The sequence below is a fragment of the uncultured Ramlibacter sp. genome, assembly GCF_936925435.1.
Classification (GTDB): domain Bacteria; phylum Pseudomonadota; class Gammaproteobacteria; order Burkholderiales; family Burkholderiaceae_C; genus Ramlibacter.
Genome location: NZ_CAKZHQ010000002.1, coordinates 324,642 through 340,144, shown reverse-complemented (window position 1 = coordinate 340,144; position 15,503 = coordinate 324,642). Strand labels below are relative to the sequence as shown.

The 15,503-nt window shown below is 71.4% G+C and carries 7 protein-coding genes; 4 read left to right on the top strand and 3 right to left on the bottom strand.

Features of this window, described 5'->3' with window-relative positions; all coding sequences use genetic code 11:
- Position 1: 1 nt before the first annotated feature.
- The 3 genes from Q0632_RS01765 to ppc all read right to left on the bottom strand — a co-directional run bounded on the left by Q0632_RS01765 (position 2) and on the right by ppc (position 11,339).
- On the bottom strand, positions 2–8,164 hold the full coding sequence (locus tag Q0632_RS01765; protein ID WP_298923710.1) for a glucoamylase family protein: 8,163 nt from the start codon (positions 8,162–8,164) through the stop codon (positions 2–4).
- Between the two features lie 7 nt (positions 8,165–8,171).
- Positions 8,172–8,402 carry a hypothetical protein gene (locus tag Q0632_RS01760; protein ID WP_298923708.1) on the bottom strand — a complete coding sequence of 77 codons (231 nt, stop codon included), beginning with the start codon at positions 8,400–8,402 and terminating at the stop codon, positions 8,172–8,174.
- A gap of 117 nt (positions 8,403–8,519) precedes the next feature.
- Positions 8,520–11,339 (bottom strand): phosphoenolpyruvate carboxylase, encoded by a 2,820-nt coding sequence (gene ppc / locus Q0632_RS01755; RefSeq protein WP_298923706.1) that lies wholly within the window; start codon positions 11,337–11,339, stop codon positions 8,520–8,522.
- A 42-nt stretch (positions 11,340–11,381) separates the two neighbouring features.
- Here ppc and hemC point away from each other — a divergent pair, with 42 nt between their 5' ends.
- The 4 genes from hemC to Q0632_RS01735 are packed head-to-tail and all read left to right on the top strand — an operon-like array spanning position 11,382 to position 15,487.
- Positions 11,382–12,329 (top strand): hydroxymethylbilane synthase, encoded by a 948-nt coding sequence (gene hemC, locus Q0632_RS01750; RefSeq protein ID WP_298923703.1) that lies wholly within the window; start codon positions 11,382–11,384, stop codon positions 12,327–12,329.
- A gap of 25 nt (positions 12,330–12,354) precedes the next feature.
- Positions 12,355–13,140, top strand: coding sequence for a uroporphyrinogen-III synthase (locus Q0632_RS01745; protein WP_298923701.1), 786 nt, complete (start codon positions 12,355–12,357; stop codon positions 13,138–13,140).
- A complete protein-coding gene (locus Q0632_RS01740) occupies positions 13,137–14,213 on the top strand; it encodes a uroporphyrinogen-III C-methyltransferase (RefSeq protein WP_298923699.1) in 1,077 nt (358 codons plus the stop codon). Before Q0632_RS01745 ends, Q0632_RS01740 begins: the two co-directional genes overlap by 4 nt.
- Before the next feature lie 20 nt (positions 14,214–14,233).
- Positions 14,234–15,487 carry a heme biosynthesis HemY N-terminal domain-containing protein gene (locus tag Q0632_RS01735; protein WP_298923697.1) on the top strand — a complete coding sequence of 418 codons (1,254 nt, stop codon included), beginning with the start codon at positions 14,234–14,236 and terminating at the stop codon, positions 15,485–15,487.
- Positions 15,488–15,503 lie beyond the last annotated feature (16 nt).

The following is a 15,503-nucleotide window of genomic DNA, read 5'->3' as shown; positions in this document are numbered from 1 at the left end:
CTCAGCGCAGGCTGTCGGCGGCTTCCTCAGCTGTCGCCTGCGTGGGCGCGGTGACCGGGGGCGCCTCGCCGACCACCAGCAGCACGGCCTGCGGCGGCAGGCTGGCCAGGTCCACCCATTCGCCCCAGCGCAGCACGCAGTGCGGCTCGATCAGCGTGTCGGGATGGTCGTCGCGCTGCCAGTGCAGCGTGATGTCCTGGCCTTGCAGCTTGAGCCGCAACTCCACCGAGGGCCAGTGCGCCGGCAGGCGCGGCGACAGCGACAGCCGGCCCGGCCGCACCGCCAGACCCAGCAGGGTCTCCAGCGCGGCCCGGTACAGCCAGGCAGCCGAGCCGGTGTACCAGCTCCAGCCGCCGCGGCCGGCATAGGGCGGCGCGGTGTAGATGTCGCCGGCCATCACGTAGGGCTCCAGCTCGTAGGCGGCGGCGCGTTCCGGGTTCTGGCTGCGATGCGCCGGGCTGAGCGACTGGAAGCTTTTCCAGGCGCCCTCGGTGTCGCCGCTCAGGGCCTGGGCCATCATGGCCCAGACGGCGCCATGCGAATACTGGCCGCCGTTCTCGCGCACGCCGCTCGGATAGGCCTGGATGTAGCCCGGGCTGTTGGGCGAGTCCTGCAGCGGCGGGTGCAGCAGGCGCAGCAGGCCGGCGCTGCGGTCGATCAGTTGCCGGCGCAGCGAGTCCATCGCCGGGCCGGTGTAGGCCGGCGTCGAAGCGCCGGACAGCACAGACCAGGCCTGGGCGATCAGGTCGATGCGGCATTCCTCGTTGTATTGCGAACCCAGTGGCGCGCCGTTGTCGAAGAAGGCGCGGCGGAACCACTGGCCGTCCCAGCCGGCTGTGTGCAACGCGGCGATCCAGCCTTCGCGGGCCTGCAGCCAGCGCGCAGCGCGTTCCTTGTCGCCGCGCGCCTGGGCCAGTGGCGCGAAGCGCTCGACCACGCTGCACAGGAACCAGGCCAGCCAGACCGACTCGCCGCGGCCCAGGTGGCCGACGCGGTTCATGCCGTCGTTCCAGTCGCCGGTTCCCATCAGGGGCAGGCCGTGTTCGCCCACCGGCAGGCTGCGGTCGATGCTGCGCGCGCAATGCTCATAGAGCGGGGCGGACAGCTCCGAGACCTGCGGCGGGTAGTAGGCGTCCTCCGCACCCGGCGGGATCTGCGGGCCGTCGATGAAGGCCACCGGCTGGTCGAGCACGCCGGCGTCGCCGGTCACCTCGACGTACCAGGCGCAGGCATAGGGCAGCCACAGCAGGTCGTCGGAGAAATGGGTGCGCACACCTTCACCGCCGGGCGCATGCCACCAGTGCTGGACGTCGCCCTCGGGGAACTGGCGCGAGGCGTTGAGCAGGATCTGCTCGCGCAGCCGTTGCGGGTCGGCCAGCACCAGGGCCATCGCGTCCTGCAGCTGGTCGCGGAAACCGAAGGCGCCGCCGGCCTGGTAGAAGCCGGCCTTGGACCACAGGCGGCAGGCCACGGTCTGGTACAGCAGCCAGCGGTTGACCAGGGCGTCGAACAGGCCGTCGGGCGTGCGCACCTGCACCTGGCCCAGCAGCTCGTCCCACCACTGCCGCACCTCCTGCAAGGCCGCACCAGCATCGCGCTGCAACCACTGCGCGGCCATCTGCTGCGCCGCCTCGGCGCTGCCAGCATGGCCCAGTATGAAGACCAGGGTGATGCTGGCGCCGGGCTCCAGGCTGAAGTCGGCGGCCAGCGCGCCACAGGGGTCGAGCGAGGCGCCGCCACGCTGGCCCAGGACATCGGGCAGGACCAGCTGGCCGGCGCTGTCGAAGAACTCGGTGCGGTCGCAGGTCCATTGCACCGCGGCTGGCGCGCCGGGAGCACCCGCCAGGGCCAGGAAGGCGGTGCTGCCGCCGAAGCCGGCCCGGCCTTCGCGTTGCTGGGCCAGCACCACTGGCGTTTGCGGTTGCTTCCAGGTGTGCAGGGTGCGGCGCTCGCCGCGGGTCGCGCCCAGCTGCCATTCGGCCATCGCGAGCGCGCGCAGCTGACGCCGGCCCGGCCCGTCATTGCGAATCTTGATCTGCACCAGCTTGGCGGCCTGGACCCGATCGGCAAAGAAGGTGGTCTCCAGTAGCAGGCCGGTGTTGGCCGACTCGAACACGCTGTAGCCCTGGCCATGGCGCACCCGGTAGCGGGCGGTTGGCGCGGCCAGTACGCCCGGCGCCAGTGCCAGCACGCCGCGGCTGTCGCGGTCCTGCAGCAGCCAGTGTTCACTGGCCGGGTCGCGCACCACGTCGTTCGACCAGGGCGTGACCTGGTGCAGACGGCTGTTGACCGCCCAGGTGTAGCCGCTGCCCGCCTCCGACACCTGGAAGCCGAAGTCGGGGTTGGCGATGACGTTGACCCAGGGCCGTGCCGGTGCCTGGCCGGCGGCGAGCTCGAAATGGAACTCGCCGCTGGGCGGGTGAAAGACGCCGGCCACCGGCGCCTGCGGCCCGGCTCCCGGCACGAGCGCGGGCAGCGCCGGCACCGAACTGCCGCGCGCCACGGCCCAGCGCTCGCACAGCGCCGCCACCTGCAGGTCCAGCGGCCGGCCATCGGCGGTGAAGACCACCCGCGCCAGGCCGGTCAACGCGGCCTTTTCGGAAACCGAGATGTCCTGCTCGCGCAGCAGGTGAAAGCCGGCGATGTCGCTGCGCGGGAAGCTGTGCTGGGTGGCCTGCATCAGCCGGTCGCGCAGCGCCAGGATGTCGCGCTGCAGCGGCATCAGGTAGGAGTTGGGCTCGCTGTTGAGGACCACCACGTCCATCGGCAGGCCGCCGAAGCTCCACCAGGGCTGGGCACGCAAGAGGTCGTGCACCAGGGGCATGCCGTTGGAGGAGTGGATGCGCACCAGCACGATGGGCTTGTCGCCCGAGATGCCGAAGCGCCAGAGCTGGCGCTGGTCCAGCGGCGTGCGCTCGGCCAGCTGGCGCGGCGCGCTGTACATCAGCGCGGTCGTCAGGTCCTGCAGCGCGCTGTTTTCCTCCGGCCCGATGCCCAGGTCGCGCAGCCGCACCTGGGCCAGGGTGGCGGCCATGCGCATGGCGCGCTCCACGTGCATGGGCTGCAGGTACTTGTCGATGCGCGTGGCCAGTTCTTCCTCGCTGTCGCCGGCGGCGGTGGCGAAGCTCAGGCGGGCGACTGCCCCAGGCGCCAGCCGCAGCCTGACGCGCAGGCTGGCCACCGGGTCCAGCCCGTTGACGGCCGTGCCGTCGGCCTGCACCTGCTGCGTGCCCAGCGCCGGTTGCGCGGCCGCGCGCGCACGGCCCAGGAACAGTCGGCGGTCGGCGATGCAGCCCACGGACAGGACGTCGGCATCGGCTTCGGCCAGGAAGTGCGCGGCGCAGACCACCGGGTCACCGTGCAGGCGCGGCCGGCGCGCCAGCAGCAGGGCGCGCCACTGCGGCTGCCAGCGGGTCTGCACGAACAGGTTCGAAAACGCCGGGTGCGCCTCGTCGGCGCGCGGGTCGGCCAGCACGGCCTCGAAGCAAGACACCAGCTCGCAGACGATCTCGCTGTCGGTGGTGTTGTGCAGCGTCACGGTGCGCAGCTCGGTGTCGTCTTCCGGGCTGACCACCACCGTGACGCCCGAGACGATGCCCTCGCCCTGGGCGTCGAACTGCACGCGGTCGGCCAGCATGCGCGTGGTGTAGCGCCAGCGCAGGCCCGGCGCCGGGCTGGCGGTGAGCGAGACCACCGGCTTGCCTTCGCGTTGCAGGTAGAAGAATGTGCCGTAGCCGTCGCGCAGCAGGTCGTCGCGCCAGCGGCTGACGTGGTGGTGGCCCCAGCGGCTCAGGCCCGCGCCATTGGGCCGCAGCGCCACCGCGTAGCGGCCGTTGGACAGCAGCTGGGTGGGCTGCCACGCGGCAGCGCGCGGGTCAACGTCACGCGAGTGGAACAGCGGCACCGGGGCGGCGTTGCCCGCTGCGGGCGGGCGCCGCGGGTCGGCGCTCTCGACGATCTGGCGCGGCGTGCTTTCGTGCAGCAGCGCTTCGTGCGCGCGCACCAGCGGGTCGGCGCTGAACCAGCGGCGCGCCGCGTTGTCGCACAGCACGTTGCACAGTGCCACCAGCGACATGCCCTGGTGGTGCGCCATGAAGGCCTCGACCACGCTCATGGGCTGGGCACCCGGCTGGCGCGAGACAGTGAAATCCAGCGCCTCGTACAGGCCGAACTGGCCACGCGCGCCCAGCAGCTGCAGCCGCTCCAGATTGGCGACCGCACCACGCGGATCGAACAGCGTGGCCAGCATGGTGGCGTAGGGTGCGACCACGCGGTCGGTCGGCGGCGTGCGGCGCAGTGCCAGCCGCGGCGCGCCAAAGGGCGAGTACTGGTAGGCCAGCGAATGGTCCTGCGCGAAATAGGCCGACTCGGACACGCCCCAGGGCAGACGCTGGGCCAGGCCGAAGGCCTGCTGCTCAGCGACCGCGGCGCGCGCCGCCTCATGCAACAGGCCGCCCTCGGGCTCGGCCATCAGCAGCGAGGGCATCAGGTACTCGAACATGGAGCCCGACCACGACTTCAGGCCCGGCGTGACGCCCACCGACAGGAAGGGCCGGCCCAGAGCCTGCCAGTGGCGGCGCGGCACATCGCCCTTGGCGATGGCCAGGAAGCTGGTCAGGCGCGACTCCGACGCCAGCAGGTCGTAGTAGCTGGGGTCCAGCACATGCTCGGCCACCCGCAGGCCGATGTGGAACAGATGGCGGCGCGGATCGTACAGGCCGCGAAAATCCATCGCGTCGTGCAGCGCCTGGCAGCGCGCCGCGATGGCGGCCAGCGCCTGCTGCGCCTGCGGCGCGTCGCCGCCGCGCTCGGCCAATTCCAGGCAGGCCTGGGCCACCGCCAGCAGCAGCCCGGCCAGGTTGCCGCTGTCCACGGTGGAGACATAGGCCGGCTGCAGCACCTCGAGCGTGCGCGTGTCGTACCAGTTGAGCAGGTGGCCCTGGTGCTTGGGCAGCTTGTCGACCGCGTCCAGGGTCTTGCCCAGGCGCTCGACCACCTCGCCGGTGCTGATCCAGCCGAACTCGCGCGCGCAGGTCACGGCCAGCAGGTACAGGCCGATGTTGGTGGGCGAGGTGCGGTGGGCGATGGTGGGCTGGGGCACCATCTGCAGGTTGTCGGGCGGCAGGTGGTTGTCCTGCGCGCTGACACAGTGCTCGAAGAAGCGCCAGGTGTCACGCGCCAGCGCCAGCAAATAGCGTTGCTCTTTCTTGCGCAACTCCTGCAGCGGGTTGGGCAGCGCCGGCCGGCTGGCCCACCAGGCCGTCACCGGTGCTGCTGCCCACAGCAGCAGCAGCAGCGGCCCGGTCACGGGATGGGGGCCCGCCGTGGCCGCCGCGGCCAGCAGGGCGCAGGCCGCCGACAGGCCGGCATGCTGGCGGGCAAAGGCGCCCAGCTGATGGCGCGCGCTGGCCTGGGCCTGCGCCGCCGTGGTCCATTCCAGCAGGCCGCGCCGGCTCACGGCCAGCCGCCAGAGCGTGCGCAGCACCGCGTCCAACTGCAGCAGGGCCTGCGCCGCCAGCTGGCTGAACTGCCAGGCCGCACCGGCCAGGGTCAGGCCCAGCTGCAGCCGCCCGACGTGGAAAAAATGTGCCCAGGCAATGCCGCGGCGCGTGGGCACCAGGCCGGCAACGGCGCCCATCAGGGGGCCGGCCAGCAGTGCGGCCAGCACCATGCCGAAGGCGGCCGCCAGCGGCATGGCGGCGCTGAAGATCACCCACACAAGCAGGGCGAGGGACGCCGGCAGGACCAGCGATCGGCGCAGGTTGTCGGCCATCTTCCAGCGGTCCACGCCGCCGATGCCGTTGCGCCTGGCGTGGCGCAGCACCGGCAGCAGCTGCCAGTCGCCGCGGGTCCAGCGGTGCAGCCGCGTGTTGGCCACGCCGACGTGGCCGGGATGGTCTTCCAGCAGGGCGATGTCGCTGACGTAGCCGCAGCGCGCGATGCTGCCTTCGAGCAGGTCGTGGCTGAGCACCGCTTCGCCGGGCAGGCGCTGGTCCAGCGCCGCGTAGACCGCCTGCACGTTGAGCAGCCCCTTGCCCATGAAGCTGCCGGCGCCGAACAGGTCCTGGTAGACGTCGGAGGCGCCGCTGCTGTAGGGCTCTATGCCCAGCTGGCCGGCAAACATCGCCTGGAAGGGCGTACGCTCGGCCGCCGGTGGCAGCGGCGCGGCGACGCGCGGCTGCAAGATGCCGTAGCCGCTGGTGACGCGGCGCGTGGCCGGATCGAGCTGCGGCGCATTGAGCGGATGGGCGGCCACTGCCACCAGTTCGCGCAGCGTGCCCGGCGGCAGGCCGGTGTCGCTGTCGAGCGTGACCACATAGCGGATGCCCTGGGCCAGCCGCTGCTCCGCGGGCAGCGGCAGGAAGCCCTCCATCTGGCCGGTGGCCAGCCAGCGCACCAGCTGTTCGAGCTTGCCGCGCTTGCGCTCCCAGCCCAGCCAGGCACCCTGGGTCTGGCACCAGCTGCGCGGCCGGTGCAGCAGCAGGAAGCGCGGCGCCTCCCCCGGCGCCGCCGGAAAGCGCGCGTTCAAGGCCTCGATCTGCGCGCTGGCGTCCTTGAGCAGGGCGGCATCGCCGGGCCGGCTTTGGGCCGGCGCGTCGGCCCAGTCGGTCAGCAGAGCGAACTGGGCCTGGGCCTCGCGGTTGGCCAGCCAGTGCAGCGACAGGCGTTCGGCCAGCGCCCGGGTCGACGCCGGCGAAGTCAGCAGCGTGGGGATGACCACCAGCACGCGGTGGCGCGCCGGGATGCCGGCGGAGAAATCCATGCGGGGCAGGAAATGGATCTTCAGCGATTCGGCGATCAGCCTGTGCACCAGCGAGGCCACGGCCTCGGAGGCGGGCCAGGCCAGCAGGAACAGGGCCAGCGCCTGGGCCCAGCCCGGCCCCTGGACACCGCTCCAGGCCCACCACAGCAGCGCCGCCGTGCCCAGCGCGATGGTGCCGGTGTAGCTGGCCAGCCGCAGGCTGCGGCGCCGCGCCTGCGAGGACGGCGCCATGCCCAGTGCCGCCTCGACGGCGGGCCGGCCCGGCCCGATCAGGTGGTAGCCCGCGGTCTGGCCGGCCTCGCCCCTGGCCTGGCCGGCGGCGGCGACCACAGCCTGGGCGACCTCGCGCTCGGGCTTGCCGCTGCGCCGCGCCACCCGCTCCATCGCATGGGTGATCTGGCGACGCGTCAGCTCGCTCTCGCCGCCGAAGCTGGGCAGCTGGTGCAGCACCCGCAGCGAGGGCGACAGGGGCTCGAGCACCTTGGCCCATTCCACCTGGCCGATCAGGCGCAAGGTGGTGATGATGTTGCTGACCGTGAGGTTGGCCGCCACCTGCGCGCCCTGACTCTCGACCATCAGCGCCGGGCCGTCGGAACAATGGCGCTCGGTCCAGTGCACCAGGGCCGGCTGGGTGTCCAGCCGCTCGGTCGGCATGCGTTGCCACAACTGGGTCAGGTAGGCGCGCTGCTGGCCGCGCTCGCGCATCAACTCGCTCAGGGCATCGAGTTCCTGCTCGTTGAGGGTGTGGGCGCTGTCCCAGACCGCGTGGGCGACCTCGCGCGCGGCCTTGCTGTGGGCGATGCTGTCGGCCATGCGCCGCAGGTTCTCCAGCAGCACCACGCGCAGCGTGGTGGGCAGGGCCCACAGCTCCGACAGGTTCAGCTCGGTGACTTCTTGGTAGGCGTTGAGAAAGCCCGAGAGCAGTTCGGCGTCGAGCACGCTGTCGGTGTGCGCCACGTAGGCCCAGGCGATGCCGTAGATGCGCGGCAGGCCCAGCAGCGGCGGTGCCGCCAGCTTGGGCAGGTCGGCGTAGTAGCGGCGCGGCACGCCTTCGCGGATCTGCTGCAGCTGGGCTTCGACCAGGTGGAAGTTGTCCAGCAGCCATTCGGCCGCCGGCGTCACGTAGTGGCCGCTTTGCGAGGTCAGTGCCACGTAGTCGTAGGCGCTGCGCAGGGCGCGGATGTTCTCGTCAACGCGCGGGAAGAAAGATGGGCCGGTTGGCGTTGCCCCATCGCCGTGTCCGGCCTGGGCCTGGGCCAGGCTGCGGCCGTGCTCCTCGAAGCGCTGCAGGCCAAACAGCTCGGCCCGGATCGGCGGCTCATCACCGTCGCTGCGGGCGAGCAGGATGCTGCGGGCGTAGGGAGTGAGCGCCTCGAGCCCTTCGATCAGCGCCGTGTTCACCCTGGCCCTAGGCGATGGCCAGCAGGCCCAGACCGATCACGGTGAACAGCGCCGCGGTGCTGATCAGCCGCGGACTGACCAGGGCATGGAGCGACTCCAGCGACGAGCGCAGCTGGAAGAAGCGGCCCTGGGACAGATAGCAGGCCTGCATGTGGGAGGCCAGCGCATCGAAATCGCTGGACACCTGTTCATTGATGGCGCCAAGGGGGCGCACAGCCCGTGTGCTTGCGTGGGTCATGGGATACCAGCTGAGGGAGGACGAGGGAAGGAAAACGTCGCAACCCCATGGTAGGGAGGACCCAAGCGCAGCGGTATCGGACAGCGCCGCAGCCGCCGTAGGAGCTATCCCACAAACTTAGCCGGTATTGCGCAGCCCGGCGGCGATGCCGTTGATCGAGATGTGGATGCCGCGCTGCACGCGTTCGTCGCCCTTGCCGGCGCGATGCCGGCGCACCAGTTCGACCTGCAGGTGGTGCAGCGGGTCGATGTAGGGAAAGCGGTGCCGGATCGAGCGCTGCAGGGCCAGGTTGCCGGCCAGGCGCTGCTTTTGCCCCGTGATCAACTGCAGAGCCTCGGCCGTGCGGTGCCATTCGGCCTCGATGGCGCCGAAGATCCGCTTGCGCAGGCGAACGTCGGTGACCAGCTCGGAATAGCGCGAGGCCAGGGCCAGGTCGCTCTTGGCCAGCACCATGTCCATGTTGGACAGCAAGGTGCGAAAGAACGGCCACTGCCGGTCCATCTTCTGCAGCAGGGCCAGGCCTTCCTTGCGCGATTGCCCGCTCTGACCGTCCAGGAACTGATGCACCGCCGTGCCGAAGCCGTACCAGCCCGGCAGGGTGAGCCGGCACTGGCCCCAGCTGAAGCTCCAGGGGATGGCGCGCAGGTCCTCGATGCGTTGCGAGGGCTTGCGTGATGCCGGCCGCGAGCCGATGTTCAGTCCGGCTATCTCGCGGATGGGTGTGGCGCCGAAGAAGTAGTCGGTGAAGCCTGGTGTTTCATAGACCAGGGCGCGGTAGGCCGCCATGCTGTCTTGCGACAGGATTTGCGCCGCCTGCAGGAAGGCCTTGGTCGCCGGCTTGGTCGGCTGCAGCAGCGTGGCCTCCAGCGTGGCGGCCACGAGGGTCTCGAGGTTGCGCCGGCCGATCTCCGGGTTGGCGTACTTGGAGCCGATCACCTCGCCCTGCTCGGTCAGGCGGATCTGGCCGCGCACCGTGCCGGGCGGCTGGGCCAGGATGGCCTGGTAGCTGGGGCCGCCGCCGCGGCCGACGGTGCCGCCACGGCCGTGGAACATGCGCAGCTGGATGTTGTGCGAATTGGCCAACTGGTCGAACAGCTCCACCAGGGCGATCTCGGCGCGGTACAGCTCCCAGTTGCTGGTGAAGATGCCGCCGTCCTTGTTGCTGTCGCTGTAGCCCAGCATGATGTCCTGCTCGGCGCCCGAACGCTGCACCAGCTGCGCGATGCCCGGCAGGGCATAGAACTCGCGCATGATGGGCGCGGCGTTGCGCAGATCCTCGATGGTCTCGAACAGCGGCACCACGATCAGGTCGGCGCTGGTTTTGCTGTCCAGCGTGCCGTGCATCAGGCCCACTTCCTTTTGCAGTAGCAGCACCTCCAGCAGGTCGCTCACGGTCTCGGTGTGGCTGATGATGTAGTGGCGGATGGCCTGGGCGCCATACAGCTCGCGGGAGCGCCTGGCGGCCTCGAAGATGGCCAGCTCGCGCTGCGTGTGCTCGGTGTACTGCGCGCCGACCACGCGCAGCGGCCGGGCGTCCGACAGCAGCGAGACCAGCAGCTCGCGCCGCTGCGCCTCCGTGAGCTTGCCGTAGCGCGGCTCGATGCGCGCCGTGGCCAGCAGCTCGGCCACCACCTCCTCGTGCTTGTCCGAGCTTTGCCGCAGGTCCAGCGTGGCCAGATGAAAGCCGAACACCTCCACCGCACGCAGCAGCGGGTGCAGGCGCTGCGCCGCCAGCGCGCCTGCATGGCGGGCCAGCAGCGAGTCGCGGATGGTGCGCAGATCGGCCAGGAATTCCTCGGCGCTGGTGTAAGGGTCCTGCGGCGCGACCGCGTGGCGCGCCGCCTCGCCGCCGGTGAGCTGCTTGAGGCTGGCCGCCAGCCGCGCGTACATGCCGGTCAGGGCGCGCCGGTAGGGCTCGTCCTGGCGGTGCTCGTTGGTGTCGGGCGAGCGCTCGGCCAGGGCCTGCATGGCCGGCTCCACGCCCACCAGCAGGGCCGACAGCGACAGCTCGCTGCCCAGCAGATGCACCTCGGTCAGATAGTGGCGCAGTGCCACCTCGCATTGCCGGCGCAGGGCATGCTCCAGCGTCTGCGCTGTGACGTTGGGATTGCCGTCGCGGTCGCCGCCTATCCACTGGCCCATGCGCAGGAAGCTCGCCACCGGCCACTGGCCCAGCTCGCGCTCCAGCTCGGCGTAGAGTTTGGGGATCTCGCGCAGGAAGGTGGCCTCGTAGTAGGACAGGGCGTTCTCGACCTCGTCGGCCACGGTGAGCTTGGAGGTGCGCAACAAGCGGGTCTGCCACAGCTGCATCACGCGGGCGCGGATTTGCGCCTCGTTGGCGGCCAGCTCGCGCGGCGCCAGCGCGTCCTTGGGCTGGGCGCGGGTCTTGATCTCGTCGCGCTCGGTCAGCAGCTTGGCGATGTCGCGCTCGGCATCCAGGATGCTCTTGCGCTGCACTTCCGTGGGATGGGCTGTGAGCACCGGTGAGACGAAGCTGTGGGCCAGCGACTGCGAGACGGCGCGCGCGCCGATGCCGGCCCAGCGCAGCCGCGCCAGCGCCACCTCGATGCTGCCTTCCTGGGTGTCGCCGGCGCGCTCGTGCACCGCGCGGCGGCGGATGTGGTGCCTGTCCTCGGCCAGGTTGGCCAGGTGGCTGAAGTAGGTGAAGGCGCGGATCACGCTGACGGCCTGGTCGCTCGAGAGCGACTTCAGAAGCTGCTTGAGCGCCTTGTCGGCCTCGTGGTCGGCGTCGCGCCGGAAGGCCACCGACAGCTTGCGGATGCGCTCGACCAGCTCATAGGCTTCAATGCCTTCCTGCTCGCGGATCACGTCGCCCAGGATGCGGCCCAGCTGGCGGATGTCCTCCAGCAGGGGGCGTTCGTTGTCGCGGGCACGGCGGGAGGGGGAAACGGCGGGCGATGGCGGGGTCGGCGGCATGGAGTTGGCGCTGCGGCGCTGCTTAGTTTTTGAGCAGGGCCCATGCTAGCATCGCCTACCCCCACGCATTACCAACCGGTTACGAGATTGAGCACGCTGCGCATTGCCACCCGCGAAAGCCGCCTGGCCCACTGGCAGGCCGAACATGTCAAGGCCCTGCTGCAGCCTCTGGGCCATGAGGTCTCGCTGCTGGGCATGACCACCAAGGGCGACCAGATCCTGGACCGGTCGCTCAGCAAGGTCGGCGGCAAGGGCCTGTTCGTCAAGGAGCTGGAAGTCGCCCTGGAGGAGGGCCGTGCCGACCTGGCCGTGCACTCCCTCAAGGACGTGCCCATGGACCTGCCCGAAGGCTTTGTTCTGGCCTGTGTGATGGAGCGCGAGGACCCGCGCGATGCCTTCGTCTCCAACCGCTTCGCCAGCCTGGATGCCTTGCCCCGGGGGGCCGTGGTGGGCACGTCGAGCCTGCGCCGCGTGGTGCTATTGCGCGACCTGCGCCCCGATCTGCGCATCGAGCCGTTGCGCGGCAATCTCGACACGCGGCTGCGCAAGCTCGATGACGGCCAGTACGACGCCATCGTGCTGGCGGCCGCCGGCCTCAAGCGCCTGGGCCTGGGCGAGCGCATCGCCCAGGTCTTCGAGCCCGAGAAGATGCTGCCGGCCGCCGGCCAGGGCGCGCTGGGCATCGAGGTGCGTGCCGAGCGCAAGGAACTGATCGAGGCTTTGGCGCCGCTGTCGGACCAGCGCAGCTGGATGGCGGTGGCGGCCGAGCGCGCCGTCAGCCGCGCCATGGGCGGCAGCTGCTCGATGCCGCTGGCGGCTTTCGCCGTCTATTCCGGCGAGTACCTGCAGCTGCGCGCCGCCTGGGGCGACCCGGACGGCCAGGCGCCGCTGGTGCGCGTCCGCTCGGCGGCCGTGGTGGCCGACCTGGAGCAGGCCGCGGCGCTGGGCACCGAGGTGGCCGCCCGATTGCGCGCCGCGGGCGCCCGCTGAACGCGGCCATGGCCGGCAAGCGCTGATGGCCCGGCTGGTCCTGACCCGGCCGCAGACCGATGCCGAGCCCTGGCGCCAGGCGCTGCAGGCGCGCGGCCACACGGTGGCGTCGCTGCCCCTGATCGCCATTGCCGCCGCGCCCGATCCCCGGCCCCTGCAGCGCGCCTGGCAGCAGCTGGGCGACTGGGCCGCCCTGATGTTTGTCAGCGGCAATGCCGTGCGCCACTTTTTTGAGCAAAAACCGGCTGTAGCTCCCGTCCAATGGGCGTGGGGTGCTATTAAAACAAGAGCATGGGCGCCCGGCCCGGGGACCCGCGAGGCCTTGCTTGCCGCCGGACTGGACGCCAGGCTGGTCGATTCTCCGGCCGCGCAGGCCGCGCAATTCGATTCCGAAGCCCTGTGGCAGCAGGTCGGCGGCCAGCTGGGCGCGGGGACACGCGTGCTGGTCGTGCGCGGCGGCGATGCCAGCGGCCAGGCGGCCGGCCGTGACTGGCTCATGGCGCAGCTGCTGCGCTCGGGTGTGCAGGTCGACACCGTGGTGGCCTACTTGCGCCACGCGCCGGTGCTGGACGCGCAGCAGCTGGCCCTGGCGCGCAGCGCTGCGCACGACGGTTCGGTGTGGCTGTTCAGCAGCTCGGAGGCATTGGCCCACCTGGAGCGTGCACTGCCCGGGCAGGACTGGTCGCGTGCGCGTGCCCTGGTCACGCATCCGCGCATCGCCCAGGCCGCACGCAGTGCCGGTTTCGGTGTTGTTTGCGAGTCACGTCCCGCCGTGGACGCTGTGGCGGCGGCCCTAGAATCGATTGAATGACTGCGACTGCCGAGCCCGCCAGCGATCCCGTGCCGCCCGCGCCTGCGGCAGCGCTGGACATCGTGGCCGCGCCCGCCGCGCCGTTGCCGCACGGGCCGCGCCCAGTGTCGCGCCTGGCGCTGTCCGCCGCCCTGGTGCTGGCGGTGCTGGCGCTGGCCGCCAGCGTGCTGCTCTGGCAAAAGCTCTCCACCATCCAGGAACAGCTGGCGCGCCAGAGCGCTGACTCCGGCGCCAATGCCATTGAGGCCCGCGCGCTGGCCAAGCAGGCGCAGGAGCTGGCGCGCGAAACCGCCGCCCGCCAGGCCGTCATCGAGAGCCGCGTGACCGAGGTCGCCCTGCAGCGCAGCCAGATCGAGGAGCTGATGCAGAGCCTGTCGCGCTCGCGCGATGAGAACCTGGTGGTCGACATCGAGTCCGCAGTGCGGCTGGCGCAGCAGCAGGCCCAGCTGACCCTGAGCGTCGAGCCCATGCTGGCGGCCTTGCGCACAGCCGACCAGCGGCTGGCACGCGCCGCCCAGCCGCGGCTGGCGCGGGTGCGCGCGGCCATCGCGCGCGACATCGAGAGGGTCAAGGCCGCCAGCATCGCCGACGTGCCCGGCCTGCTGCTCAAGCTCGACGAGCTGGTCCGCCAGGTCGATGACCTGCCGGTGGCCAATGCCGTGGCATCCAGCGCTGCGGGCATGCGCCGCGATGCTGCGCCGGTGCCGGACCAATGGTGGCAGCGCGCCCTGGGCGTGCTGCGCGAGGAAGCCCGCAGCCTGGTGCGGGTCAGCCGCATCGACCAGCCCGAGGCCGTGCTGCTGGCGCCCGAGCAGGCCTTCTTCCTGCGCGAGAACCTCAAGCTCAAGCTGCTCAATGCCAGGCTGGGCCTGCTGGCGCGCCAGACCGCCTCGGCCCGCGCCGATGTGGCCGGCGCTGCGGCCGCGCTCAACCGCTATTTCGATCCGGCCTCGCGCAAGACCCAGGCCGCTGCAACACTGCTGCAGCAGTTGCAGGCCCAGCTGCGTTCGGTGGAACTGCCGCCGATCGACGAAACCCTGGCGGTGCTGGCGACAGCGGCCGCCGGCCGGTGATGCGGAGCTGAGGCAGGACCATGCGCGCAGCCCTCTGGCTCCTGGCCCTGTTCGGTGTGGCGGTGGCGATCGCCCTGTTCGCCGGCAACAACCAGGGCACAGTCACGCTGTTCTGGCCGCCTTACCGGGTCGACCTCTCGCTCAACCTGGTGCTGCTGCTGCTATTCGCGGCCTTTGTGTTCCTGCATGCCGCGCTGGGCGCGCTGGCGGCGCTGTTCGACCTGCCGCGCCAGGCGCTGCGCTGGCGCTCGCAGCAGAAGGAGCGCGCCATGCACGCCTTCCTGCTCGAATCGATCGCGCACATGCTGGCCGGCCGCTTCATCCGCGCGCGCAAGGCGGCCGAGGGCGCGCTGGCCCAGGAGAAATCGCTGGCCGCCGGCGCCGAGCCCCTGGCCGCCGCCGGCCGGGTGCGCACCCTGGCCCACCTGCTGGTGGCCGAGAGCGCTCAGGCCTTGCAGGACAAGCCGGCGCGGGACGAACACCTGCAGCTGGCGCTGCAGCAGGCTGCCGAGCGCGATGCCCAGGAGATGCAGGAAGGCGCCCTGATGCGCGCGGCGCGCTGGTCACTGGACGACCACGAGCCGCATGCCGCCATGGCCTGGCTCAAGGACCTGCCGCAGGGCGCAGCGCGGCGCACCCTGGCCCTGCGCATGAAACTCAAGGCGGCGCGGCTGGCCCGCCACACAGGCGAGGCGCTGGAGACGGCGCGCCTGCTGGCCAAGCACCGGGCGTTCTCGCCGGGCGCCGCGCAGAGCATCGTGCGCGGCCTGGCGGTCGACCTGCTCAATGGCGCCCATGATGAAGCCCAGCTGCGGCGCGCCTGGGCTTCGCTGGAGCCGGCCGAGCGCCTGATGCCCGAGCTGGCCATCCATGCTGCGCAACGGCTGGTGACGCTGGGCGGCGACGCCCAGACCGGGCGCGACTGGTTGCTACCGGTGTGGGAGCAGCAGGCCGGCCTGGGCGATGGCCTCAAGGTGCGGCTGGTGCAGGCGCTCGAGGGCGGGCTCGATTCCATCGATGCCGCCTGGCTGGCGCGTCTGGAGGCGGCAGCCCGCGCCAATCCGCGCGACGCCAGCTTGCAATACCTGGCGGGCATGGCCTGCATGAAGCGCCAGCTCTGGGGCAAGGCCCAGCAGCTGCTGACCCAGGCCGCGATGGCGCTGCAGGACGCGAAGCTGTACCGCAATGCCTGGCGCGCGCTGGCCACGCTAGCCGATGCGCGCGGCGATGCCGTCATGGCCGCCCAGGCCTGGAAGCGCGCGGCCGGCGACTGAGGCCTGAACAGGCCCT